The 24989-nt window shown below is 59.9% G+C and carries 23 protein-coding genes and 3 pseudogenes; 10 read left to right on the top strand and 16 right to left on the bottom strand.

From position 1 onward, the window contains the following. Window positions 1-31 precede the first annotated feature (31 nt). The 3 genes from KHO31_RS21755 to KHO31_RS21745 form a co-directional block, all read right to left on the bottom strand. Window positions 32-1759 (bottom strand): putative 2-aminoethylphosphonate ABC transporter permease subunit, encoded by a 1728-nt coding sequence (locus KHO31_RS21755; RefSeq protein ID WP_211624143.1) that lies wholly within the window; start codon window positions 1757-1759, stop codon window positions 32-34. Continuing rightward, window positions 1756-2847 carry a putative 2-aminoethylphosphonate ABC transporter ATP-binding protein gene (locus KHO31_RS21750; protein WP_201073807.1) on the bottom strand — a complete coding sequence of 364 codons (1092 nt, stop codon included), beginning with the start codon at window positions 2845-2847 and terminating at the stop codon, window positions 1756-1758. Before KHO31_RS21750 ends, KHO31_RS21755 begins: the two co-directional genes overlap by 4 nt. Window positions 2848-2973: 126 nt before the next feature. After that, window positions 2974-4029, bottom strand: a complete 1056-nt coding sequence (locus KHO31_RS21745) for a putative 2-aminoethylphosphonate ABC transporter substrate-binding protein (protein WP_201073809.1) — start codon at window positions 4027-4029, stop codon at window positions 2974-2976. 238 nt (window positions 4030-4267) lie between these two features. On the opposite strand from KHO31_RS21745, the gene phnA reads away from it, so the two are divergent. From phnA to KHO31_RS21725, 4 genes are all read left to right on the top strand, one after another. After that, window positions 4268-5503 carry a phosphonoacetate hydrolase gene (gene phnA, locus KHO31_RS21740; RefSeq protein WP_201073811.1) on the top strand — a complete coding sequence of 412 codons (1236 nt, stop codon included), beginning with the start codon at window positions 4268-4270 and terminating at the stop codon, window positions 5501-5503. Between the two features lie 13 nt (window positions 5504-5516). Then, window positions 5517-6971 carry a phosphonoacetaldehyde dehydrogenase gene (gene phnY, locus KHO31_RS21735; protein ID WP_211624141.1) on the top strand — a complete coding sequence of 485 codons (1455 nt, stop codon included), beginning with the start codon at window positions 5517-5519 and terminating at the stop codon, window positions 6969-6971. A 277-nt stretch (window positions 6972-7248) separates the two neighbouring features. Beyond that, entirely contained in the window at window positions 7249-7581 is a 333-nt protein-coding gene (locus KHO31_RS21730) for a DUF4148 domain-containing protein (RefSeq protein WP_201073815.1), read from the top strand. Between the two features lie 115 nt (window positions 7582-7696). Beyond that, window positions 7697-8023 carry a DUF4148 domain-containing protein gene (locus tag KHO31_RS21725; RefSeq protein ID WP_211624139.1) on the top strand — a complete coding sequence of 109 codons (327 nt, stop codon included), beginning with the start codon at window positions 7697-7699 and terminating at the stop codon, window positions 8021-8023. Window positions 8024-8088: 65 nt separating this feature from the next. On the opposite strand, the pseudogene KHO31_RS21720 reads toward KHO31_RS21725, so the two are convergent. After that, a pseudogene (locus KHO31_RS21720) lies at window positions 8089-8184 on the bottom strand (DNA-binding response regulator); the annotation flags it as partial. Window positions 8185-8461: 277 nt separating this feature from the next. Between KHO31_RS21720 and KHO31_RS21715 the strand changes: the two are divergent. Both KHO31_RS21715 and KHO31_RS21710 read left to right on the top strand, forming a co-directional pair. After that, window positions 8462-9130, top strand: a complete 669-nt coding sequence (locus KHO31_RS21715; protein WP_201073819.1) for a carbonic anhydrase — start codon at window positions 8462-8464, stop codon at window positions 9128-9130. A 73-nt stretch (window positions 9131-9203) separates the two neighbouring features. Then, the gene (locus KHO31_RS21710; protein ID WP_211624137.1) at window positions 9204-10754 is read left to right on the top strand and encodes a SulP family inorganic anion transporter; all 1551 of its coding nucleotides are present in this window, start codon (window positions 9204-9206) and stop codon (window positions 10752-10754) included. A gap of 80 nt (window positions 10755-10834) precedes the next feature. Here KHO31_RS21710 and KHO31_RS21705 read toward each other — a convergent pair whose 3' ends face one another. Further along, window positions 10835-12061 (bottom strand): M24 family metallopeptidase, encoded by a 1227-nt coding sequence (locus KHO31_RS21705; protein ID WP_211624135.1) that lies wholly within the window; start codon window positions 12059-12061, stop codon window positions 10835-10837. A gap of 631 nt (window positions 12062-12692) precedes the next feature. Here KHO31_RS21705 and KHO31_RS21700 point away from each other — a divergent pair. Continuing rightward, window positions 12693-13247, top strand: a complete 555-nt coding sequence (locus tag KHO31_RS21700) for a histidine phosphatase family protein (protein WP_211624134.1) — start codon at window positions 12693-12695, stop codon at window positions 13245-13247. A 72-nt stretch (window positions 13248-13319) separates the two neighbouring features. Here KHO31_RS21700 and lon read toward each other — a convergent pair whose 3' ends face one another. Then, window positions 13320-15740, bottom strand: coding sequence for an endopeptidase La (gene lon / locus KHO31_RS21695; RefSeq protein ID WP_211624133.1), 2421 nt, complete (start codon window positions 15738-15740; stop codon window positions 13320-13322). Window positions 15741-15773: 33 nt separating this feature from the next. After that, complete coding sequence (locus tag KHO31_RS21690; RefSeq protein WP_201073832.1) at window positions 15774-16178, bottom strand: Hsp20/alpha crystallin family protein; 405 nt, start codon at window positions 16176-16178, stop codon at window positions 15774-15776. Between the two features lie 349 nt (window positions 16179-16527). On the opposite strand from KHO31_RS21690, the gene KHO31_RS21685 reads away from it, so the two are divergent. After that, entirely contained in the window at window positions 16528-16719 is a 192-nt protein-coding gene (locus KHO31_RS21685; RefSeq protein ID WP_201073834.1) for a hypothetical protein, read from the top strand. 83 nt (window positions 16720-16802) lie between these two features. Here the strand turns inward: KHO31_RS21685 and KHO31_RS21680 are convergent, their stop codons facing one another. Then, window positions 16803-17126, bottom strand: a complete 324-nt coding sequence (locus tag KHO31_RS21680; RefSeq protein ID WP_201085243.1) for a DUF1269 domain-containing protein — start codon at window positions 17124-17126, stop codon at window positions 16803-16805. 2 nt (window positions 17127-17128) lie between these two features. Then, window positions 17129-17254 (bottom strand): annotated as a pseudogene (locus tag KHO31_RS21675) (GTPase Era); the annotation flags it as partial. A 221-nt stretch (window positions 17255-17475) separates the two neighbouring features. On the opposite strand from KHO31_RS21675, the gene KHO31_RS21670 reads away from it, so the two are divergent. Together KHO31_RS21670 and KHO31_RS21665 are read left to right on the top strand one after the other, a co-directional pair. Next, window positions 17476-17991 (top strand): YhbY family RNA-binding protein, encoded by a 516-nt coding sequence (locus KHO31_RS21670; RefSeq protein ID WP_211624132.1) that lies wholly within the window; start codon window positions 17476-17478, stop codon window positions 17989-17991. Window positions 17992-18145: 154 nt separating this feature from the next. Continuing rightward, complete coding sequence (locus KHO31_RS21665; protein WP_211624131.1) at window positions 18146-18601, top strand: DUF1269 domain-containing protein; 456 nt, start codon at window positions 18146-18148, stop codon at window positions 18599-18601. A gap of 101 nt (window positions 18602-18702) precedes the next feature. Here KHO31_RS21665 and KHO31_RS21660 read toward each other — a convergent pair whose 3' ends face one another. The 7 genes and pseudogenes from KHO31_RS21660 to KHO31_RS21630 form a co-directional block, all read right to left on the bottom strand. Next, a complete protein-coding gene (locus tag KHO31_RS21660) occupies window positions 18703-18966 on the bottom strand; it encodes a DUF1488 family protein (protein ID WP_201073844.1) in 264 nt (87 codons plus the stop codon). Between the two features lie 328 nt (window positions 18967-19294). Beyond that, window positions 19295-20161: a BBE domain-containing protein gene (locus KHO31_RS21655; RefSeq protein ID WP_236061438.1), complete on the bottom strand. Its 867-nt coding sequence runs from the start codon at window positions 20159-20161 to the stop codon at window positions 19295-19297. 443 nt (window positions 20162-20604) lie between these two features. Continuing rightward, window positions 20605-20988 carry a nuclear transport factor 2 family protein gene (locus KHO31_RS21650; protein WP_201073846.1) on the bottom strand — a complete coding sequence of 128 codons (384 nt, stop codon included), beginning with the start codon at window positions 20986-20988 and terminating at the stop codon, window positions 20605-20607. A gap of 30 nt (window positions 20989-21018) precedes the next feature. Next, window positions 21019-21960, bottom strand: a complete 942-nt coding sequence (locus KHO31_RS21645; protein WP_211624130.1) for an aldo/keto reductase — start codon at window positions 21958-21960, stop codon at window positions 21019-21021. A gap of 151 nt (window positions 21961-22111) precedes the next feature. Further along, the gene (locus KHO31_RS21640) at window positions 22112-22285 is read right to left on the bottom strand and encodes a helix-turn-helix domain-containing protein (RefSeq protein WP_201073850.1); all 174 of its coding nucleotides are present in this window, start codon (window positions 22283-22285) and stop codon (window positions 22112-22114) included. An 89-nt stretch (window positions 22286-22374) separates the two neighbouring features. Continuing rightward, window positions 22375-23916 carry an efflux transporter outer membrane subunit gene (locus tag KHO31_RS21635; protein WP_211624129.1) on the bottom strand — a complete coding sequence of 514 codons (1542 nt, stop codon included), beginning with the start codon at window positions 23914-23916 and terminating at the stop codon, window positions 22375-22377. Further along, a pseudogene (locus KHO31_RS21630) lies at window positions 23913-24987 on the bottom strand (HlyD family secretion protein). The gene KHO31_RS21635 and the pseudogene KHO31_RS21630 overlap by 4 nt, the downstream one beginning before the upstream one ends. Window positions 24988-24989: the final 2 nt, after the last annotated feature.

The following is a 24989-nucleotide window of genomic DNA, read 5'->3' as shown; positions in this document are numbered from 1 at the left end:
AGCTCCTTAAAGATCTTGATGAAGACGCGTTTCAGCCACGGCGCGACGTGCGCCATGCCTGGGTTCTGCGCAATACGCCGTGCGATACGCAGGCAAACAGCACACAGGCGAACGCAGCCGTCACGAGCACCAGCGTGGCCATCGCGGCGGCCGGTCCGATTTGTCCAGCGTCGTCGAGATTGAGAATGGCGACGGAGGCGGGCTGTGTGTCGGGTGAATAGAGAAAGGCGACCGCTGACACCGTCGTCATGCCGTTGACGAACAGATAACGCGCGATCTGCAGAATCGACGGCAGGCAAACAGGCACGGTGACGCGCAAAAACGTCTTGTAGAAAGGTACTTTCAGCGAGGCCGAGACCGCTTCGAACTCGTTGTCGATCTGACGAAGCGCGGTGACCGCGGTCAGGTGGCTTGACGAGTAGTAGTGCACTACCGTAACGATCGCGAGCAGTGCGAGCGTGCCGTAGAGGCCGTTCAAAGGGTTGACGGGTGAGTTGAAGAGAAAGATGTAGCTGATGCCGAGCACGAGACCCGGCACGCCCATCGGCAGGATCGCGCACAGATTGATAAAGCCGCGTAACCAGCGCGGCCCGCGCGTCTTCTCGACAAGATACGCGCCGCCGAACACGATGATGGTGCCGCCGATCGCCACGCACGCCGCCATTTTCAGGCTGTTCTTGTATGCGTCGAAAATCCCGGCGCCGATCAGTCCCATCTTGTAGTGCTGCAAGCCGAGGCTCATCTGATACGGCCAGAACTTCACGAACGAAGCGAACACCGAAATACCGACCACCGCCAGCAGCAGCATGCAGATGATTGCGCAGTACCCGAGCATCGCCATATCGAATCCACGCGCCGGCTTCGGCTGGTAGGGCGTCGAACGCGCGCCAAGTTGCGATTGCTGCTTGCGGCGAATGAAGAAGTCGACGGCGAACGCAACGAGCGCCGGACAGAGCAGCAGCAGGCTGACCACGGCACTCCGATTGAAGTCCTGCAAGCCGATGATCAGCTTATAGATATCCGTGGAGAGCACCGAATAAGGTCCGCCGATCACAACCGGTACACCGAAGTCGTTGATGCAGATCGTGAACGACACCATCGTCGCGCTGATCAGACCATACTTCGCGCCCGGCAGCGTGATCGTGAAGAATTTGCGCGCACGGCGTGTGCCCATCGCTTCGGCCGCTTCGTATAAGCGCCCGTCGGACAGCGACAACGCCGTCACGAGAATCATCAATACATGCGGAAACGCGGCGTACACCAGACTGCAGACAATGCCCGGCAGCCCATAGATCGAATGACCGTGAAGCAACGGTTTCAGGAGGCCCGAGTTGCAGAACCAGTAAATGAACGATACCGCGGACAGCAGCGTCGGCGCGAGCAGCGGAAGCAGCGCGACGGTGCGGACGGCGTTCTTCATCGGCATACACGAGCGGGTCAACGCGTACGCGAACGTGAACGCCATCGGTATCACGATCGCCGTCACCAGGCAGGCGACCGTGACCGAATGCAGCGTCGAGGTCCACACGCCGGAATCCACCAGATAGCCGCTGAAATTGGCGAGTCCAACGAAGTGGCCATCCGCATCGACGAAGCATTTGCCGATGACCAACGCCAGCGGCAACAACAGAAACATGCCGAGAAACGCGGACATCAGCACGAGAGCCAACTGCGCGATCCGGTCATGCCAATGGCTCTTCTGCCGCACCTCGGCGTGACTTTCCGCGCCGCTGCGGCGCTCGATCAGGACGGCGCTCATTGAAGTCGCTCCTTCGCGGCGGAGAAGACGCATACGTGTTCGCGGTTGATGGCCAGATTGAAGCGCGACCCCGGCTGCAGGCGAGCCCGATGCATTTCATGAAACGACAGGTCGGCGACGATCTCCTGCTCGCCGAGCCCATCCACCTTGAAGCTGACCCGGCAGAACGCGCCGAGGAATTCCAGCTTTTCGACCGAGGCGGGCAGCAGGTTGTCCGCCTCGCTGCCCGGCGCGCTGAGGTGAATGTCTTCCGGACGCACGAACGCCGACACTTTCGAGCCCAGCACCGCACGCTCCGATCCGCATCCATAGCGCAGCGCAATGGAACCCGCCTTGAGACTGCCGTCGCGCGCCACCTCCGCCGGAATCAGATTGACCTTGCCAATGAAATCAGCAACGAACGGCGAGGCCGGCTCGCGATAGATTTCGTGTGGCGTCCCGATCTGCTCGATCACACCCTGATTCATCACCACAATCCGGTCGGCCATCGACAGCGCTTCTTCCTGATCGTGCGTCACCATGATCGTGGTCACGCCAAGGCGCTGCTGCAACTGGCGGATTTCCTGGCGCAACCGCACACGCACGCGCGCATCCAGCGCCGAGAGCGGCTCGTCGAGCAAAAGCAGGCCCGGCGAAGTGGCAAGCGCACGCGCCAGCGCGATGCGCTGCTGCTGGCCTCCCGACAACTGGTTCGGATGCTTCTTCTGCGCATCCGGCAAGCCAACCAGTGCGAGCAGTTCGTTCACCCGATCGGCGATCGCTGCACGCTTCATCTTGCGATTCACAAGACCATAGGCCACGTTGTCGAAGATGGTCAGATTCGGAAACAGGGCGTAGGACTGAAACACGATGCCGTAATCGCGAAGCTGAGGCGGCAGCCGCGAAATATCGCGGCCGTCCTGCGTGATCTGGCCGGCGCTCTGGGTTTCCAGTCCGGCAATGATGCGCAGCAAAGTGGTCTTGCCACAGCCCGACGGGCCGAGGAAGCAGAGCATCTCGCCCTTCTTCACGCCAAGATTGATGTCCTCCAGGACCGGCGTGTCGTTGAACCGCTTATAGACCCGCTCTACGCTCAAATACGCTGTCATCTGCTCCTCCGCTTCCGCTTGCATGTCTGCGCGGCGGCGACGCACTGCCGTGCGCGGCGTCACCGCATCGTTCGGGGGCACGCAGCGCGCGCCCCGGCGCTCGTCAAGACCTGGCTGAACCCGGCCTTACTTTTGCTCCTTGTTGCCGTAGCGCTTTTGCCAGTCTTCGAGAATTGCGTCGCGGTTCTTGGCCGACCATGTGAAATCGTTCTTCACGAGCAGTTCCGAATAGTTGTCGGGGATGCCCGACAGTTTCTTCGCGACGCCGGGGTACGCAACAATCGCCCACCATTGCGCGGTGATTTCATTGGCCTCCTTGCTGGCCATAAAGTCCGCGAGTTTTTTGGCAGCTTCCGGCTGCTTGGTGGTCTTCATGATGCCGGTCGCTTCCATGTCCCAGCCCAGCCCTTCTTTCGGGAAGATCAGGTCGATGGGGGCGCCTTGCGCCTGCAACTCGTGTCCGCGGAATTCGAACGAGATACCGATCGGAAATTCGCCGGTGCCCGCCAGCGTGCAGGGCTTCGAGCCCGAGTGCACGTATTGCGCGACGTTCTTGTCCAGCGCGTCCATGTACTGCCAGCCCTTGTCCTTGCCGAAGGTTTGCAGCCATGACGTGACATCGAGGTAGCCGGTGCCGGACGACACCGGACTCGGCATCACGATCATGCCCTTGTAGACCGGCTTGGTCAGGTCTTCCCATGAAGTCGGCTTAGGCAGATGGCGCTTCTCTGCTTCGACGCGGTTGTAGCAGACCGTCGCGCCCCACACGTCCATGCCGACCCAGTGCGGTGGCGTGTTCGCGTCGCTGTACTTGCGCGTCAGACTGTCGAAGCCTTTCGGCGAATAGGGCATCAGCATGCCCTGCAGATCGAGCAGCGTCAGGCTCGATGCCGCGAGCCCGAGCACCACGTCGGCACGCGGATTGTTCTTTTCAGCGAGCAGCTTGGCGGTGACCGCACCAGTCGAATCGCGCACCCAGCGGATTTCGATATCCGGATTGGCGTTTTCGAACGCGTCCTTGTACGGCTTCATCGCTTCGTCTTCGAGCGCCGTATAGACGAGCAACTGCGTCTTCGCGTAAGCGACCTGGACGGCGCCGAGCGCGACGGTGGCGGCCACCAGACAACGCAGCGCCCTGTTCAGACGACCTTTGCAACCTTGAAACCCCGACTGTTCCTTCATTTCCAGACCCCTTGAGAAAGTGGCGTCGCGGCCAGCGACGAAAACGACCGGTGCTACGGGACCACTGCGTGTTGCGACCTTCTTAAGCAACCGCTGACGACTGCCTTCGACAACGTGTGATTTGTTGTCTGTTGTTGACAATCTACAAAGCATCAATTTTAATGTCAAGTATTGCCTCACTTTGCCACACAACGCCACATTGCCATCACCCGATTCACCCTAGCCCAGAGGACATGTCATGAGCGAAACACCGGTTTCCATTGAAGTGAACGGCCGCAGCTACAACTGGATGCGCAGACCCGTTGTCGTGGTCTGCGTGGATGGCTGCGCGTATGAATATCTGGAGATGGCGGCCGCCGCAGGGGTTGCGCCCTTTATTGGCAAGCTGCTGCGTCCCGGCACTTCGCTCAAGGGCGACTGCGTCGTGCCGAGCTTCACGAACCCGAACAATCTGTCGATCGTGACGGGCGTGCCGCCCGCTGTGCATGGCATCAGCGGCAACTACTTTTTCGATCGCGACAGCGGCACCGAAGTGCTGATGAACGATCCGAAGTACCTGGTCGCCCCTACCGTGCTCGCCGGTTTCGCCGAACAGGGGGCGAACGTTGCAGTGGTCACGGCAAAAGACAAACTACGCCGGCTGCTTGGCAAAGGTCTGAAGGGCATCTGCTTCTCGGCGGAGAAAGCCGACGAAGCGACGCTCGAGGAGAACGGTATCGACAACCTGATCGAGCTGGTCGGCCAGCCGGTGCCGAGCGTCTATAGCGCGGAGCTGTCCGAGTTCGTGTTCGCGGCCGGCGTGCGCCTGCTCGAAACTCGCGACATCGACCTGATGTACCTGTCGACCACCGACTACGTGCAGCACAAGTGCGCCCCCGGCACCCCCGGCGCGAACGCGTTCTATCAGATGATGGACGGCTATCTGCAGCGGCTCGACGAGCTGGGTGCGATCGTCGCGGTCACCGCCGATCACGGGATGAATGCGAAGCACAACGACGACGGCGAGCCCAACGTGATCTATCTGCAGGAGCGCTTCGACGAGTGGCTCGGCGAGGACGCTGCCCGCGTGATCCTGCCGATCACGGACCCCTACGTCGTGCATCACGGGGCGCTCGGATCGTTCGCGACGGTCTATCTTCCCGCTTCAGCGGACCTCGAAGCGATGCGCCGCCGGCTCGCAGCGGAGCCCGGCATCGAACTGGTGCTGACGGGCGCTGAAGGCTGCGCGCGCTTCGAACTTCCGCCTGCGCGCATGGGCGACCTCATCGTGATTTCAACGCAAGACGTGGTGCTCGGCACGCGACGCATCAAGCACGATCTGTCCGGCCTCGACGTGCCACTGCGCTCACATGGTGGTCTTGCTGAACAGATCGTGCCGCTCCTGTTCAACCAGCCCGTCGCGAAGTCGGTCGGCGAGCGGGCACGGCTGCGCAACTTCGACATCATCGATATCGCGCTCAACCATCTTCAATGACCGGGGATCAGAAATGAATGCTGTTGCTGAAATGAAGGCTCAATGGCAGGTGCGTCATGAAGCGCTGCGCATCGGCGGCGAAAAGATCTTTCGCGACGAAGTGATCGAAGTGCGCAACCCTTACGATGGCTCGCTCGTCGGCACGGTGCCGAAAGCGACGCTCGAGGACGTGCGCCGCGCGTTCGAATTCGCGCGTGCGTATCGTCCGGCGCTGACCCGCTATGAGCGCGCCGCGATCCTGCGTCGCGCAGCCGATGCCGTGCGGGCACGCACCGAAGAAATCGCCGCCCTCATCACGGCGGAAGCCGGCTTGTGCAAGAAGGATTCGATCTACGAAGCGGGCCGCGTCGCGGACGTGCTGGTGTTCGGCGCAGGCGAAGTACTGAAAGACGATGGCCAGATTTTCTCGTGTGACCTCACGCCTCACGGAAAGAAACGGCGCGTCTACACGCAACGCGATCCGCTGCTGGGCGTGATCTCCGCGATTACGCCGTTCAACCATCCGATGAATCAGGTCGCGCACAAGATCGTGCCGTCGATTGCCACGAACAATCGCATCGTCGTGAAACCGTCGGAGAAAGTGCCGCTGTCATGCTATCTGCTTGCGGACATTCTTCATGAAGCGGGCTTGCCGGTGCAGATGCTTCAGGTGTTAACGGGCGACCCGAGCGTGATCGCCGACGAGCTGATCACGAACCCCGCCATCGATCTCATCACGTTCACCGGCGGCGTTTCGATCGGCAAATCGATCGCCTCGCGGATGGGCTACCGCCGCGCCGTGCTCGAACTAGGCGGCAACGACCCGATCATCGTGATGGAGGACGCCGATCTCGACGAAGCCAGTTCGCTCGCCGTGTCGGGCTCATATAAGAACTCGGGCCAGCGCTGCACCGCCATCAAGCGCATGCTCGTACACGAGTCGGTCGCCGACCGCTTCACCGATCTCGTCGTGGAAAAGACACTCGCCTGGCAATACGGCAATCCGGCGGATGGTTCAGTCGATATGGGAACGGTCATCGACGAAGCGGCCGCGCAGTTCTGCGAACGCCAGGTCAACGACGCCTTGTCACGCGGCGCCCGTCTGCTTGTGGGCAACGTCCGCGACGGCGCGCTCTACTCGCCGACGGTTGTCGACCGCGTCACGCCCGACACGCCGCTCGTCAAGTACGAGACGTTCGGACCGGTGTCGCCGATCATGCGCTTTGCCAACATCGACGAAGCGATTCGCATGTCGAACTGCACGGACTACGCGTTGTCATCGTCGGTCTGTACAAACCGCCTCGACTACATCACGCGGTTTATCACCGAACTGGAAGTGGGCAGCGTGAATGTGCGTGAAGTGCCGGGGTATCGGCTCGAACTCACACCGTTCGGCGGCGTGAAGGACTCGGGACTTGGCTACAAGGAAGGTGTGCAGGAAGCCATGAAGAGCTTTACCAATACGAAGACCTACTCACTGCCATGGTGAGTGCGATGTGAGTATGAGAAGCGCTGAGGCGCTTCTCGTCGTGCATCCAATCTGACTTGGGGAAATCACGCGTATCGATTCGAGGTGACAGGTTCGCGGACGTACATGCCCATTGTGCGGCCGCTCGAGAATGTCTGCATCGCGCGAGGGAACACGAAAAGCTACATGTCACCTTTGTGACAAAAACATCATTGTTGGATCACGTTGGAGATTCATCTGCGAGCCAAACTGAAGTCACTCGGAGTCAACCACGACACCGACCTTAAAGGAGGCTCAAATGAAAGTTCGAAACGTGCTTGGTGCTGGCCTGCTCACGGCCTTCCTTGCTCCGTTGGCTTATGCGGACGTGGCGGGAACATCTTCACAGCACCAGCCCATCCAGCAACCCCAAGGGCACGCAGGTACCCTGCACACGATCGCTTCGTCGGGTGCGGCACCGAACGTCAATCCCAGGTCCCACGGCAAGACGCGCGCTGAAGTCCGCCAGGAACTCCTTCAGGCGCAGAGGGATGGTCTCATCCCCACGAACGACACGGATTATCCGCCGAGCCAACGCACGGTCGAACGCAATAAGGCGCGTTTTGCCGCGTTCGAGCGCCACTACGAGTAATCAGCAAGACAGCTCGTTTGCGCCTCGCAGCACCCTGCGTGCAAGCGCCCCATCGTTCAATCGGGAAGTGCATCGGGCAGATGCATGCCTATTCCTCAGTCAATCGGAGTCAACCATGAAATCGATCACCACGCTAATCCTCACCTCGGCGCTACTCCTTTCCCCGGCGGTTCAAGCTCAAGGTCTGACACGTGCTGAAGTGAAGCAGCAACTCATCGAAGCGCAGGCCAATGGGCTCGGCTACATCACAGATACGTCCTATCCAGCGATTCATCCAGGCTTTGAACACAAGGTCAAGGCACAACCCTCGCAGAGTAGCTACGGCGGCGTGCCTGACGGATCGCAGCAATCGTCAATTGCGCCTCACGGGCTTCCGATGCCGCACGGCAACCCGCACTGCGTGGGGCCAGTCAGTTTCTGCAACATCTATGCGGGTTCATAAATGCAGGATCATCAGCACGGCGACCACGGCCGCATGAGCAGCCCAGCTTGCCGTGTTCATCCGGCGTTGCGCACCCAGTCGGTAACGAAACCCGCTTCATTGAGGCCCTTTTGCAGATACACCCCCGTTTTCGCCTCGTCTTCAACAATCAGAATTCTCATCTCAACTCTTTCCATTAAAACTCATTGCGCCGCGCGTCCGCGAATGACGCATTTATCATTTGACGGTCATGTACTCGCACTGGCGCATCGCTAGATTAGGTCACTGAAGTTTCGATGCACGCTTCTTCGGTAGCGGATGCATCGTCTCAGATCAAGCCTGTCGTCCTGCCGGCACGCAGAACAAAGAAAGCAAAACGTAAGCAACGCCCTCTGCAACAGACATCGATCTGACAGCGCAGTTCCGCAGAAACGACCAAACCCTCTACTGGAGCACCCCATGAACCGAACAAAGCGCATGCTGCTGGAAAACATTGCGTGGGCAGCCGAATCGGCACAGAGCGACCCGAGATTCTTCGACGGCCTCGCGGTCGGCCAGAGTCCCAAAGCACTCTGGCTTGGCTGTTCGGACAGTCGTGTCCCTGCGGAGATCGTCACGAATTGCGCCCCCGGCGATCTGTTCGTTCATCGCAACATCGCGAACCTCTTTTCGAGTACCGACGACAACGTCATGAGCGTGCTCGAGTACGCGGTTCAGGTCCTGAAGGTGCACGACATCATCGTCTGCGGGCACTACGGATGTGGCGGTGTCAAGGCGGCGTTGCTACCCATCCCGTCCGATCTGCCGCATGTCGCAAGACGTATTGCGCCGCTATGCGCGCTCGCTGGCGCGCACAGCGCGGAACTGGACCAGTGCCGCTCCGGCGATGAGCAGGTCAACCGCCTCGCGGAGCTGAATGTGATGGCACAGGTTCGGGCAATCCGTGCGACATCGATTGTTCGCGACGCTGCGCATTCGCCCTCAGTGCACGGCTGGATTTTCGGGCTGCACGATGGCCGCATCAAAGTGTTGATGGCAGGCGACCTTCATTCGCGGCACAACGAATCGACCCGCCGCGCGGTTCCGGTACGCGAGTATCTGCACACCGCGGAGACGATGGCCCGCTGACCCGCGCTGTTCTAAGCACCGGTTAAGCAAGACCCTTTCGCCTCTTTAAAGAAACGTCTGGAATCCAAAGCATATGACTCTACGCGAACAGTTTGCATCGTTTCCGCGCGACATGTTTGCCGGCACCGTCGTCTTTCTCGTTGCATTGCCGTTGTGTCTCGGCATCGCCAACGCATCCGGCGTCGAGCCGTTCGCCGGCCTTCTTTCTGGCATTATCGGTGGGCTCGTCGTGGCTCTGCTGAGCGGCTCACATCTCAGCGTCAGCGGTCCTGCCGCCGGGCTGGTGGTGATCGTCGTCGACGGCATCGCGAAGCTCGGCAGCTTTCCCTCTTTCCTGATGGCGGTACTGCTCGCGGGCGCCATACAGTTCGGCTTCGGCATGCTCAAGGCCGGTCGCTTCGCCGCGTACGTGCCTTCGTCGGTCATCAAGGGCATGCTGGCGGCAATCGGCCTGCTGTTGATCATCAAGCAGGTGCCGCTCGCGGCGGGCTTCGCCAATGGGGGCACGAGCGCCGCCGCCGGTACGATCGACACGCCGTTCGGCGCCATGTCGCTGGCCGCATGCGCGGTCGCGATCCTGTCGATTGCGATCCTCGCGAGCTGGGAAACCAAAGCCATGCGCCGCTTCGCGCTGGTGCGCTTCGTGCCCGCGCCACTTGCGGTTGTCGTGCTCGGCATCGGCGTCACGTTGCTGCTGGACTTCACCGCACCCGGTCTCGCGCCACCGGCTGAACACCGCGTGTCGTTGCCTTCGCTGGCTTCGTTTGACGCGCTGGACAAAGCGTTCGGCTGGCCCGAATTGACGCACTTGATGAACCCGGACGTCTGGCGCCTCGCGGTGACCATCGCCATTGTCGCGAGCCTGGAAACGCTGCTCAGCCTCGAGGCCGTGGAACAGATCGATCCAAAGAAACGCGTCGCACAACCGGATCGCGAACTGAAGGCACAGGGTATCGGCAACATGGTGGCGGGTGCGATCGGCGCGCTGCCCATCACCTCCGTGATTGTGCGCAGTTCAGCCAACCTTCACGCAGGTGCGCAGAGCCGCTGGTCGGCGGTCGTGCACGGCGTGCTGCTGCTCGTGAGCGTTTTCGCATTGACCGCTGTGATCAACCTCATACCGCTTGCCTGCCTGGCCGCCATCCTGATCTTTACAGGAGTGAAACTCGCCAAACCGTCGATGTTCGCCGCAGTCGCAAAGCAAGGATTCGCGCGTTTCGCCCCGTTTATCGTGACGATTGCAGGCGTGCTGCTGACTGACTTGCTGATCGGCATCGTCCTGGGCATCGTCTGCAGCGTCGCTCTTGCCGTTCATGCGCACATGCAGCGGCCGATCACGATGGCTCGGCACGACGATCACTTCCTGCTGTCGTTCCGCAAAGACGTGTCGTTTCTCGCCAAGGTCGGTCTGAAAGATCATTTGAAGTCGGTTCCCGATCACGCCACGGTGGTCGTGGATGGCAGCCGCGCGGATTTCATCGACCCCGACGTGCGCGAACTGATCGATGAATTCGTGCGCGACGCTCCCGCGCGCGGCATTCACGTTGAATGCCGGCAACTTGAGCCAGTCGCCCAGGAACGCGCAAAGCCCTCGGGATTGCGGATGTTCCTGCGCCCCAGGTGAGCGTGCCGACGCACAAGACCTCAACCCGAGTCGAACCCGGCGGTGCATGAGCGGTAGCGGCAAAGCGTTCGTCGTAAAAACTATGCGACGTGGAAAGGATCGTCGATGGAATGCGCGGGCTGAGTAAACCACCTCGGCCCGTCTTCGGTCATGTAGAAGTGATCTTCGTGCCTCACGCCAAACTCGCCGGGAATGCAGATCATGGGTTCATTGCTAAAACACATCCCGACTTCCAGCGGCGTTTCGTCGTTCCCCACCAGATACGGTGCTTCATGCAAGTCGAGGCCGATGCCGTGGCCAGTCCGATGCGGCAGACCCGGCAACTGATAGCCAGGACCGAATCCGTAGGTTTCCAGGCAACGTCTCGCCGCGCGATCGACCTCTGCACACGGCACACCCAGGCGCGCAGCATCAAAAGCCGCTGCTTGTGCTGCCTTTTCCGCGTCCCACACAAACCGCTGCCGATCGTTTGCCTCACCGAAAACGTAAGTGCGCGTGATATCCGAAACATAATTCTTGTACTTGCAGCCCGTGTCGATCAGGACCACGTCATTGCGTTTTAGAATCTGCGGCTCTTTGACCCCATGTGGATAGGATGTGGCCTCCCCAAACAAAACGATGCAGAAATACGATCCTGCCGCGCCAACTTTTCGATGTGCCTGGTCTATGAAGTCGCGAACTTCCACGGTGCTGATGCCTTCGCGCAAAATGCTTGCCGCCGCCCGGTGAACCTGCAAAGTCATGTCTTTGGCGGCCTGCATGATTGCAATCTCGGTGCGCGATTTGTTCTTTCTCAAGGACCCAATCAGCGCATCGGCGCAGATCAATTCGTAATTTTCCGATCGTTCCTTCAATCCAAAATAGACCGACGCGGACGCGGTTCCGCATAGTGCAATTTTCGTGTGCCTTCCGTGAACTGACGGTATGCCGATTGCAAGCAAGGCTTTGTAAAATGCCGCATACGCACTTTCGTCTTCGTGCCAGCACATGACGTCAGCTTCAACCTTCATCCGATCACGCAACGTCCGCTCCTCGAACCACGGGGCAATGTATATCAAACTCCCCTTCGCAGGGATGATGGCGCCAAGCAGTCTTTCACTGGGATGCCATTCTATTCCAGTGAAATAAAGCAGATTAGTCCCTGCATTGACGTAAACCGCATCGACGCCAGCGTCCGTCATGTTCCTCTGCAATTGACTTATCCGCGCCAGATGCTCGGCTGCGCTGATTTCCTCAACCTCACTCGCATACGGCAAGAGTCGCGCCAATGCCGTTTCCTGATCACTACCACCTACGCCGTTTGTCATTTTCACACTCGTTAATGAAACAAAAAACGTTTCGTTTGTTCCGGACGACCGCGCCACTGGCCAGGATGGCCAAACTACCACGGTAGAGGCTCTGTCGGCTTGTAAGTTCGGATCGTAATAGATGCAGATTTTTGCATAGCTTCGTGCGCATCCAATCCCACCTGACGCAGCCGCCTCGCGACCTCTTGCGCAGTCGAAGGATCGCCGGACCATACGCGTCTCGTGTATAGGGCCGGCCAGATCCCAAGCACGGCTTCGCGGGCGCTTACGGCACTTCGATATGCACGAGCAGCAGCTTGTTGCTTGATGGCCGCCGAATCCAGATCTGCCTCTGTCTTTGCCGATTCATATGCATTCCTAGCTAGTGCATACGCGTTAGCTGACTCACGTTGAAGTTCAGCAGCCTTGGCCTGGTCAATGTTGTCCATGCTCATCCTCCTTCAGGGCTCCACGCAAATCTGCGGCCCTCATATCACGCCGCAAATCATTTGACCGTACTGCATAAAATCGAAGCGCGGTAACGTGCCATTGGCGGAATTCGCGCCCTCAACCACTGCGGCATCAAGTCCTATGCTCGATGAATTCCGTTATAGAGTGGTACTCAGTTGTTCAACACCACCACGGAGGCAACATGGCACCCGATCGAATCATGTTTATCCGCCACGCGGAGAAGCCCGACGCCAACGAGGGTAACGGCATCGAAGCAGACGGTAAGGCAGACGACGAAAGCCTCGCGGTTCGCGGCTGGCAGCGTGCCGGCGCGTTGGCGCGATTCTTCTGTCCGATTGACGAGAGGCATTCCGCGCGACTCACGCCGGCCACCGTGTTCGCGGCGGGGAATGGTCCAGCCAGCAAGAGCAAGCGGTCGATGCAAACCGTTACGCCGCTCGTTGCGCTGCTGCAAGCAACATCGCAGGTGAACTACATCACGGCGCACCTGAAGGACGACGGACCCGCGCTCATGGCGGACGTGCTGACCCAATCCGGCGTCGTGCTGATCGCATGGGAGCACAAAGTGCTGCCGCCGCTCATCGGGCACGTGCCCGGCGCGCCCGCGGTTCCCGCGACGTGGCCGGAGAACCGGTTCGACATGGTCTGGATACTCGATCGCACGCTTGGCGGATGGTCATTTTCGCAACGTCCGCAATTGCTGCTCGCCGGCGATACCGCCGAGCCAATCAGGTAAGTAGCCCCTCCGGCAACGGCGAACCCGGCTGACGGACGCGAGCGGTCTATGCCGCGTTCCGGCAGGGCCGCTTCAGTCTGCGGCGCTGCGAGGCTTCGGCGTTTTGGTCTCGATTATCTCGCGCAGTGCGTCATCCACAGTCTCCAGCAGCACAAAGCGCAACTGGCTGCGCGCATCGGCGGGGAGGTCCTCGAGATCCGGCGCATTGCGCGCAGGCAGCAGTACCGTCCTGATACCGGCGCGCAACGCGGCAAGAACCTTCTCCTTGATGCCGCCGACGGGCAGAACAACGCCCCGCAGGCTGATCTCGCCCGTCACGGCGCAATCGCTGCGCACGGCTTGCCCCATCAGCAGCGATGCGATGGCAATGAACATGGCCACTCCGGCACTGGGGCCGTCCTTTGGAACCGCGCCGGCCGGCACATGGACATGAATGTCGCGCTTTTCGAAACTCGAACAATCGATATTCAGCGCCTCGCAGCGCGACTTGACCAATGTCAGCGCGGCCTGGACGCTTTCCTTCATCACGTCGCCCAACTGGCCGGTCAGCACCAGCCTGCCCCCGCCCGGCGTGCTGCTGGCCTCGATGAAGAGCAGTTCGCCGCCAACCGGTGTCCATGCCAGTCCGGTCACCACGCCCGGCAAACTGGTGCGCATGGCCACCTCGCTCTCGAAGCGGTGATGCCCCAATATCGACGGCAGGCAATCGGGTTCGATGCGTTCATGCGTCGCAGGATCCTCCGCCACGCGCAACGCGACATACCGGAATACCGCGCCGATCTGCCGCTCCAGGCTGCGCACACCGGCTTCCCGCGTGTAGTCGCGAATGATGGACCGCAGCGCCTCGTCGCTCAGCTCGCATTGTTCGGGCGTCAGCCCGCACGCCTCCAACTGGCGTGGAACCAGGAAGCGCCGGGCGATCTGAAACTTCTCGGCTTCGGTGTATCCCGGTAGATTCAGGACCTCCATACGGTCCATCAGAGGCCCGGGAATGCCATCGGGCTGGTTGGCAGTGGCAAGGAACACAACAGCGGACAGGTCGAACGGCACCCCCAGGTAGTTGTCCCGGAAGGAGGCGTTCTGCTCGGGATCCAGAACCTCAAGCATCGCCGCGGCCGGGTCACCATGCACGCCGTGCCCGAGCTTGTCGAGTTCGTCCAGCAACATGACACAATTGCGCGCCCCCGCTTTGCGAATGGCTTGCACGATGTTGCCCGGCATCGCGCCGATATAGGTACGCCGATGGCCGCGGATTTCGGCTTCGTCATGGACGCCACCCAGGCTGACGCGCACAAACGGCCGCTCCAGCGCTCGGGCAATGCTCTGGCCCAGCGATGTCTTGCCCACCCCAGGTGGGCCGAGAAAGCAAAGAATAGGCGCCTTGCCACCCGGATTAAGCTTTCTGACACCCAGATATTCGAGGATGCGGCGCTTGACCTTGTCCAGACCAAAATGCGCCTCATCGAGGATCTCCCGCGCCCGGGCGATGTCGATGGGCGCTTCCACTGGAAGTGCCCACGGCAATTCGGTCAGCCATTCGAGATAGCTCACGCTGATGGCGAATTCGGAGGACGCCTCCGGCATCCGCTCCAGTCGGGCAAGTTCCTTGCGAGCATGAGCCTCGACATCCGGCGGCATGTGGGCAGTGTCAATCGCTTCAGCCAGCTTGCGGGCTTCCTCCCGGCTTTCGACGTTCTCGCCGAGCTCTTGCTGGATGGTCCTGAGCTGCTCGCGCAGCATCACTTCGCGTTGACGCTGGTCGATCCGGCCGCGAGTTTGCTCACCGATTTCTTGCGACAGGCGAAGGACTTCGATTCGTCCGGCGACGGCGTCGAGCACCTTGTCGAGTCGCTTGCAGAGATCGAGTGTTTCCAGGATCTCCTGCTTGCGCGCCGGCGGGATGTCGAGCAGGCCGGCCACGGTGTCGGCGAGCAGCCCGGGTGGCTCGATCGCGTCCAATGCCCGGATCAGTTCGCCCCCCGCATTGGGCAGCAGCCCGATCATTTCCCCCGCGCGCTGCTTCAGAACCAGCACGCGCGCGTCGATGGCCGAGTCACTGTACATGGGTTCGGGCAGCAGCTCCACCTGGGCGGCACGGAACCCGAGGCCTGCCACCGGCGCAATCAGGCGAAAGCGCTCTACACCCTGGCATATCAGGTGATGCGCGCCGTCGTCCGCACTGGTGACATAGCGCAGCACGTTGGCCACAGTGCCAATGGTATTGAGGCCATCAAAGGACGGATCCTGCACCTGTGGATCGCGTTGCAGCACGATGCCCAAGGGTTGCTGACGCATAACGGCAGCCTGCACATCCTCTTTGGTCTGCCCATGCCCCGCCGTCAGCGGCAACACCATGCCCGGAAACAGCACGGTATTGCGGACAGGAAGCAGAATCAGGCTGTCTTTGGGGAGTGCCGGCATGGGGGCCGGCCCTCGGCTCGCCGGGGTGGCCTCAGGGGCGTCAGGGGCCTCGCTATTGCTGTCCGTGCTCATCTTCGCTCCTCGATTCGCCGGCGCTCGCCGGACTCAATCCAGCCTTTCGAAGTCCAGCACCAGGCAACCGTCCTGAGCGTCGCGCTGTGCCAGCCGGTAGCGCCCGGCCGGAAGCCGGATGTGCCGCTCGAAGCGTCCATAAGGAATTTCCAGGCAATGGACCGCCCCCACGGCGAAGGCACGGGGCAATGCCCTTTCGGCTGTCACGACCAGCATCCCGCCTTCGAGCTCCAGGCTGACGCGCTCGGGAGGCACACCAGGCAGCGCCACCACGATCGCCAGCCGGCCCTCATGCTCGAACACCTCGATGGGCGGCTCCCATACCGGCACCCGCGCGTGCTGACCCGCTAACCGGAAGAACTGCCGATGCAAGCGCTCGGCGCGCTCGAGCGCGTCGACGGCGGCGTCCCACATCGTGGTATGACGGGTGGTGCTCATGGCCGGCTCCCTGCCTGTTCTGTCAGCCCAGCACGGGCTGTCCATTCATCAAAGGCCAACGGTGCACGCCTGTCAAGTCAGTGAAGACCAATAGACCTCGGACGCACGCTCGCACCATGCTGCTGCCGGTTGTCGAAGCAGCAGCCAATGCTGTTACCAAGCCGTTCCATTGCACCATTGATATCTGCCAACATTGCTTCCAGATGACAGTACTATTGACCACTAGCTCACCCGCTTTACTGCACGGCTGTTCCGTAAGCCTCTACGGAATGTTGCGGGATTCAATATTCCAAAACGACATGGATGAATCGAAAAGTACGGGGAATCTTCTATCCGCAGGAGAATGAGCATGGCTAACATTGACCTGGCCGAGGTTGCAGAACTTCAACGTAAGTCTGCCAACGCCTACGCATTAGCTAGGAATGCATATGAATTGGCGGAATCGGAGGCCGATCTTGATTCGGCTGCGATCGAGCAACAAACTGCTGCTTCTGCTTATCGAAGTGCCGTAGCCGCCCGCGAGGTTGTAATCGGCATCTGATACATAGCCAGGCACGTCGTCAATATCTGATGACGTCGCCTCGAAAGTTGCGGTGAAAAGTCCCGCTGCTTGCCAGGCCAGCGTTATCCGTTTGCCGTTTCTTTGGCTTTGGACAGCGCCTCGACCAGCTTCAGCTCATCGTCGAGCGAAAGATTGGTGTAGAGCACAGTCCCGCCCAGTTTCGCCAGGTCGGCTTTCACTTTATCCAGCGTCACATCCTTAAGCAGCGCAAATACGGCGGCGGCGCCAGGTTGAATTTTTTGCGCCAGCGACTTCACAAAAGTGTCACTGACACCGTATTCACTCAATTTTCCTGCCAATGCCCCTGACGCCGATCCCACTGCGGCGCCCAGCAGCGGATTGAGAAATAGCCAACCGATCAGGCTGCCCCAGAAGGCCCCTCTCAATGCACCATCAGGTCGACCGACGTCAGCGTCGACGTGACCGCGCGGTTCAGTGCGGCGGCGTGACGGGTCTGGAAACCGGGCGTATCGACGAAGATGAATTGCGCGTCTTTGGTCGTATTAATTCCCGATGATGACAACGAGCCCCGACAACTACCCGAGAAGTTGATATTGGGTCAGTTGATTATAGTCAGGCTGATCGCGTTCGATAGAGGTCAACATGTCGATGTGCTTATCAATATGACCGATAGTTACTATCGGCTAATACGCTGTTGTTGTAAGCGGCCAGTCACGCCGAGAATGTAAAGCAGCGAGCTTTCCGCTATGCGACCACATTCGTTTCAAAGACCCGATGCCCGCCCTTTTCCTATCTCCCGCCGAGCGCTCCGCACTGCGCTCCCAGGCCCAAACGCTCAAGCCTGTCGTGCTAATCGGCGCCGAAGGGCTGACTGATGCAGTACTCGCCGAGATCGACGTACACCTCGCCGCACACAACCTGATCAAGATCCGCGTGTCAGACGACGACCGCGACGCGCGCGACGCAATCTACGACCAGATTTGCGAGCGTCTCAGTGCCGCACCGATCCAGCATATCGGTAAGCTGCTCGTCGTCTGGAAGCCCGCAGCGGCCGAGCCACGTTCCGTGCGCAACGCGTCTGGCATTGCCGGAGACGTCGGCACGACGAAGAGCGGCGCGCCGCGCATCGTCAAGGTCGTCAAGCGGTCGCCCAATGCACCGGCGATACGCCGCTCGAAGCGGCGGAAGCTCGTGCTCCGTGGCAACGAGCGCGTGACCGCGGGCGGCAATGTCAAACGTGCGAAGAAACGCCAGACGGGGGCGAAGCGTAAGAATCAGGGTCATCAATAATTTGAGAATGCATGGGCCGCGAAATGCAGACGGCACAACTTCGTGCGCGTTGCATGGGTGCTTCGTCTTCGGCAGCATTTGTGAGCAAGGCCAGCGAGCTTCATCTGACAGACTGTTTGTGACACGTGGATTTCTTCATGGGAGGCACTTTACGATGACCCAACAATTGATCGTCGCGGTTTTTAGCAACGTGGCTGATGCGGAAAAAGCCGGCCTGGATTTCCGGAATCTCGAGGGAGAAGACGCGCGCTTCAAGATCGAAAGCGGTGTGATGGTTCAAAAGGACCTGGCTGGAAAAGTGACCTTGCTTGGTACAAAGACGCAGCCGTTCTGGGGTGTTGTAATCGGTGCCATAACGGGTGGCCTGATTGGCATGCTCGGTGGACCATCCGGCGCACTACTCGGCTTCACGATCGGGGCAAGCACAGGGCTGGCCGGCGTTGCACTCATCGATATACTCGATCGTGAATTCGTCGATTCCGTAAGCGGTGACTTTGCGCCGGGATGTGTTGCAATCATCCTCGAAGCTAGCGAAGCGGCGCCTGGCGCGGTCGACAAAGTTGTTGCAGCTCATCGCGGAACGGTCTACCGCAAGCCACTGAGTGCGTAAAAACAGGGAGTAGGTCCCGATCGCTGACCTCAAGCCAGGTTGAATGGCCGAGTATAGGAGGGGCAACTGATGTCGCCCCACGGTGAGCTTTGCGCTTTGCGTTAAGGGAGGAAGAGGTCGATGGTAAGAGGTAGCGGATCTCCCTTCAAACCGTTTCGAATTGCAAGTGCGGCCTTCTCGTTGATCAACTCGCGGTGCCGTTCGAACTCCTCCAACAAGTCGGTTTTGTGGCCACCCGGCTGCGACAATTCCTTAAGCACTTCCCTGCTCACAATGCAGAAGTGATGGACGCTGTCGACTCTGATACCGAACTTAACGGCCTCGCCGTCATTTGCGACACTAATGCCTTCGATGTTGTCAGCCATCATCGCCTCCGTTGGCAGCTGTCGAAGAATCCTAGCACGAAGTATCTGGCCGACGCTGACTTTGCAGGCGAACGCGGCGCGCAATGAAACTCACTGTCACAGTCGCCACCGGTGCATCATCACTTTGCCCCTCGCATCTGCTAAAAGAAAAATAATTCCTTAGGCGTATTCGTCGTGCGGCACCTCGCTGTTCAGTTCCGTGCAAGACAGGGGTCGACCAGGCATTGCGCTGGATCGGGGATAGCCGTTGGCGCCCCGATCCTGGCATACTCGATGTCGAAATGCGATTTCCGCTGAACCGCGTGGGCGAATTCGAGGGTCGAGTCGTTCATACGAGCCTGGTAAAACCGTCGGCGCTCCAGCGTTCGCTCCCTACGCCGTGGTGAACGAAGAACACACCATCGGGATCGTACTCATCCTTAACGGCGAGCAGCCTGCTGTAATTAGAGCCCCAGAAAGACCGCTGCCACTCCGCGTCGAAAAAATTGCTCTCCGCCACGTAGGAGCCGGCGTCTGGAACCAGCTTGCGCACCTCGGCCATTGCTCGTCCGATGGCCTGCACGTTCCGCCGCGCCAGCGCGGTGTCGGGCTCGTGACCCTGAATGCCAGGATAAGCGGGTGGCTCCGCCGCCTGGCAGATAAGTAACGCGAAGGCATCGAGCGCGGCCGGGTTGATTGCCGTATCCCTGGCTGCAGCGACGGCCTCGGCCGGCGCCCCGGCCAGACCTTTGTTGAGATGCAGTGATACGGCCCAGTGCCGGGTCGAAGCAAACAGCGCATCGGCGAGCGTTTGACGTTGATCGTCTTGCAATAAGGTCGCCGGAAGCCACGCGGACTCGTAACCATGCAGCACGTGACCTGCATCCCATTGGTCGCCCGGCCAGAAGACATTGCTTGTAGGTGCGCCCGGCCTGCTGTCGGTACTGATGAAACCGAGGAGTTTCTTGAGCATCGTCGGCGCCCAGAAACTGCGGGCCGAGGTTGCCACGATCTTGAGTGGCGAGAACTCGACTTTGAAATCGTCCGGCGTACGAGCGACCGCATCCATGAACGGTTGCCAGACCACTTGTGCTTCGTTGCGGCTGAGCCCCTGGAACACCATCGCGATCTTGAGGACATTGTCATGGCGCAGGATGATCTGTTCGCCCCAGTGCGGGTTAAGCAGGTTCTGCTGATAGAAGTCATTGATGTCCACGCATCTACCCAGCCGAGGGTCTGAGTCAGACCCACCTCGTCGCCGAGAAAATAGGGATTCCTTAGGTCCTTGAATAGCAGCCTGCAGTCGTCACTATCGGGCGCGTTCAGGCAAGCCACCAAGGGCGATTGCACTTTGATCAGTGCCTTGCCGACTTGCTGGCTGAGTTCGTTCCACTGTGTCGCGGACGGCCATCCCGGATCGCCTGGACGCACGCGAGCAAGCGCTCCTGATGCCGCCGCTTGCGCCGAGGCGAGCATCTGTTTCCGGGCGCCATACAAAAATGTGAGTCCGACCGCACATTGCAAAATACGTCGTCTTTTCGAGGATGTGATCTTGTTTGAAGGTTTCATCGATATGCGTGAAATCTCAATGTAGTCACAACTCGGATGACTGAGCACGCGAGCATTAAGCTATTGAGCCTGTCTCGCCGCAACGCGACGTCACGCGATCTGCTGAACCCATTGATTCCGCCAACCCGGTGCTTCAAATGGATCCGAAAAATACTGGGTCTCGTGAACAACCTTGCCGTTGCGGAACTCCATAATGCTTACCGTGTACGCCGCTCGCCCCTTATAGGTGATGGTGTATTCCGTGACCCAGAGATTACCTTCCCCTTGAATTCGCCTGACGTCGAAACCCGATGGCTTATCTGGATGATGACCCCGTAGCGCCTGCAAATTGCTTCGCCCGATGATTCGCTCACCTGACTGTGGATAGTCGCAGATGGCATCGTCATCGTAAATATCGTGTTCTGCGTCGAGATCGCCCGTCGCCGACGCGTGCCAGTGCGCATTCAAGGCTTCGCGTATTTTCTCTTCCAGCATGGAGTGCCTCCAGATACGGTTCGCGTCTATCTATTGCGTACTTCGCGGTATAAACCCGGGGCTGCCCGTCTTGACGACTTCGTTGAATCGCTGCCTCGTCTCAATCCGGTTGATCTCGTCGAACGCGTCTTCCGGAAGCGCGGAAATATCGAAATTCTCGCGCGCGCGGGCCGCGGATTTTGGTGTGGTGAGCAAAGCTCCGCCACGCTGGACGGCCCAGGCAAGCAGCACCTGTGCTGGCGTCTTTCCAATTCGTGCGGCAATCTGCGTGATGACTGGATCCTCAAGCGGCCCCGGCCTGATTCCGTGACCCAATGGCGCAAAGGCCAAAAACACGATCTCGTTCTCTTTGCAGAATTCCAGAAGCTCCGTTTCTGGAAGATACGGATGTGCTTCGACCTGCACCACCGCCGGCTTGATGCGTGCCGATTCATAGAGAGGCCGCAATTCGTTCAGGCCGATGTCAGATAGTCCGATGGACCGGCATCTTCCACGGTCGACGAGATCTTCCATCGCCCTCCACGTGTCCAGCAAGGTCACGCCTTTATCGTAGATAACATCGCCGTTTTTATCGCGCGGGTCCTGCTCATCTCCTGGGTGGAATGCAAACGGAGTGTGTATCAGATAGAGATCAAGATAGTCGAGTCCGAGTCTTTCAAGACTTGCCTCGAAAGCCGGTTCCACACGCTCGGGGCGATGATTGGAGTTCCACAATTTTGTGGTCATGAAGATGTCTTCGCGCGCGATCCCTCCGGCAGCAAGCCCTACCCGCAGGGCCTCGCCTACCTCGCGCTCGTTGCGATATCGCTCGGCACAATCGAAGTGTCGATAGCCGGCTTCCAGTGCGTCTCTCGTAGCACGGGTCGTGGTAGCTGCATCGGGAATCAACGTGCCAAATCCGAGCGCGGGCATGTCGCCGCCTCCGTGATTGAGCACTAACTTTTTGCTCCGGAAATCGGACGACTCAATCATGGCGACACCTCCGCACTATTTCATACGCTGCGACGAAGGACCGTCGCTTGGGCCCGCAATTGTGGCGCCGCAGGTCTATGAACAGAAAAGCGTCAACGAACTCGAGTCGAATCACCGCTTCGTAGCGAATTCCTCGCTAACGAATTCCTGATCAAGTGTAGCAAATGAATGACTGGATAAAAAGTTTCACGCCCAGATCCGCCTCAAGGGCCTGAACCATACGGGTCACATAGACCGCCGACGTACGCAGAACTTCGGCGGCCCTCGTGAAGGTGGTCGCTTCGACCACCTTCACATACACCTTCATTGCAGAAATCTTGTCCATCGCGTGTCGTTACTCGCTCGCATGGAAACGGCGCTGACAATATCAGCGACCAAAATTAAAGGGCGATTTGCCTTCCAACTGCTCCCCCGTCAGCGCGAGACGGATTGATCGGCGTAAGTCGATTCCCAGCCGCCACCGAGCGCCTTACAGAGGGTGATGAGATTCGCCGCAGCGGTCGCCCTGCTTTGTTCAAGGTTGCTCTGGGCGTCGAGTAGTTGCTTCTGCACGTTCAGCACGTCGAGATAGTCAATCGCGCCACCTTTGTAGCGCTGCTGCGCTATCGAAAGCGCGCGCTGGTTCAGAGCAACCACCGCCGTCAGCCTATCGCGGCGCAACTGCTCAGCATCGTAGACGACAAGTGCATCGTCCACCTCGCGCCACGCCTCAAGTACGGTGTGCTTATAGTTGATCGCGGCCTCCTGTTGCTGCGCCTCGCGCAGGTGCAGTGTGCCCTTCAGGCGCCCGCCCTCGAAGATCGGCATCGTGATGGAGGGGCCGACAACAAACTGCCCAGACGCCCAATTGGCGAGAGTCGAGAGCTGAAGACTCTGGAAACCTGCGCTGCCATTCAGCGATATACGCGGGTAAAAGTCCGCTTTTGCCACGCCGATCGATGCCGTCGCCGCATGCAGTTGCGCTTCCGCCCTCCGGATATCGGGTCTGCGTTGCACAAGCTCCGACGGAAAGCCGATAGGCACCTGTCCAGGCAGTTCGGGTACGTCACTCGGCTCGTCGAGCGTTTGCGCAAGCGCGCCTGGCTCCTCGCCGAGCAATACGCCAATCGCGTTGATCGTGGTCTCACACTTTGATTCGAGCGTCGGAATCAGACTTTCGATTAACGCGACCTGGGCGGAAGCGTTGGCCACGTCCAGATCCGTCGTCACGCCTTCACGCACCCGTATCTGTGTGAGCTTCGTGGTATCGTGAGCAATCTCAAGGTTTTGTCTCGCGATCCGCAGCAACGACTGCGTGTCGCGCAACCCGATATAGTCTCTCGCGAGTTCGGCACGGGCAGACAACAAGACAGCGTTCCGATCTTCGTAAGAAGCATCGCTCATGGCAGACGCAGCTTCGACCGTGCGTCGAACGCCGCCCCAGATATCGAGTTCCCAGGATGCGTCGAAACCCGCCTGATAGAGGTTGTAGGCCGGCGAACCCTTGGAACCCGGCAACGGCGCCACGCCAAGCGGCGTATTACCCGAAGCGGATTGCGATTGGGTTCCCGTTGGGCTGACCCCGAGCAACCCGAGAATTCCGTTCGGGCTGCCTCGCTCGCGGTTGTACGACGCAGCGCCGTCGAGCGTGGGATATTCCGCCGCACCCGCCACGCGCTGCTCGGCCCGGCTTTGGCGAAGGCGCGCCGAGGCCGCGGCCACGTCGAGGTTCGCGTCGGCCAGTTGCTGCTCGAGCGTGTTCAAGGTGGGATCGTTGAACAGTGTCCACCAATCCTGGTTGAATCCCGCCTCGACTGCCTTGCTCGGTGCTTGCGCAGCTTGGGTGCGATCAAAGACCTGGGGCGGCGTGGACGTCGTTGGACGTTCGAAATCCGGCCCGACAGTGCAACCCGCCATCACGAGGCACGCCAGGATCTCCAGTATTACCGCACGGATGGAAATGTGGTTCGCATTCATTTTCCCTCTCCCCCTTCGGCCGGCGCGTCGCCATGCTGACCGACAGCCACTTCCGTTTCGACCGAAAGCCCCACGCTCAACGCAGAGGCCGCCTGCTGACCGCGGTCAATCGCAATCTTCACGGGCACACGTTGGACGATCTTCGTGAAGTTGCCCGTCGCGTTGTCCGGCGCGATAGGCGCAAAGCTCACACCGGTTGCGGGAGCGAGACTATCGACACGGCCGTGAATCACCACACCAGGAAGGCTGTCGACCTTGATCCGCACGCTTTCTCCCGGCCGCATGTGCGTGATCTGGTTCTCCTGAAAGTTGGCGACAACATAGGCTTCGGAAAGCGGCACGATCGCGAGAACCGGCGCACCTGCCGTCACGAATGCACCAACCCGCGCGGAACGCCGCCCAACCTTGCCGTCGACCGCTGCGCGAATCTCCGTATACGACAGGTTGAGCTGTGCCTGTTCGAGCGCCGCTTCGGCGCGTGCGAGCGCACCGGCCGCCTTGTCGCGCTGGGTATTCAATACGTTCAGGTTCTGCTCAGTCGACGTCAGCACGGCCCCGTCGTGGGCCTGCTGCGCAAGCTGCTCGGCGAGCGTGCTCGAAGCGTGCTGTTGCTCCTGAGTCGTTCCTGCGCCGGCTTCCGAGAGGTTCTGGTACCGCGACGCGTTGGCTCGCGCAAATCCGATCGACGCGTCGTCGGATTTAAGCGTCGCGCGCCTGCTCGACGAGCGAAGGCTGCCGCGCAATCTCGGCGTCGTAGTTCGCGACGGATGCCTTTGCCGCAGCCACGTCCGCTTCTGCGATCATCAATGCGGCCCTGAAGTCGCGGTCGTCGATACGCACCAGTAATTGCCCGGCTTTGACCGACTGGTTGTCCTCGACGAATACGTCGGATATCTGACCCGCGACACGCGGTGCCACGACAGTGAAATCGGCCTCTACATAAGCATCGTTCGTGGATTCGGTATTCGAGTGGCCTGACAGGCTTGAGCAGGCCCATGCGCTAACACCGGCTGCGACAACCAGAGCGGCAATACGAATAATCTTGAGAGGAGATCGAGCAACGGATGACATGA

The sequence above is a fragment of the Paraburkholderia domus genome (assembly GCF_905220705.1).
Taxonomy (GTDB): Bacteria; Pseudomonadota; Gammaproteobacteria; order Burkholderiales; family Burkholderiaceae; genus Paraburkholderia; species Paraburkholderia domus.
This window is presented reverse-complemented; position numbering and strand designations above follow the sequence as displayed.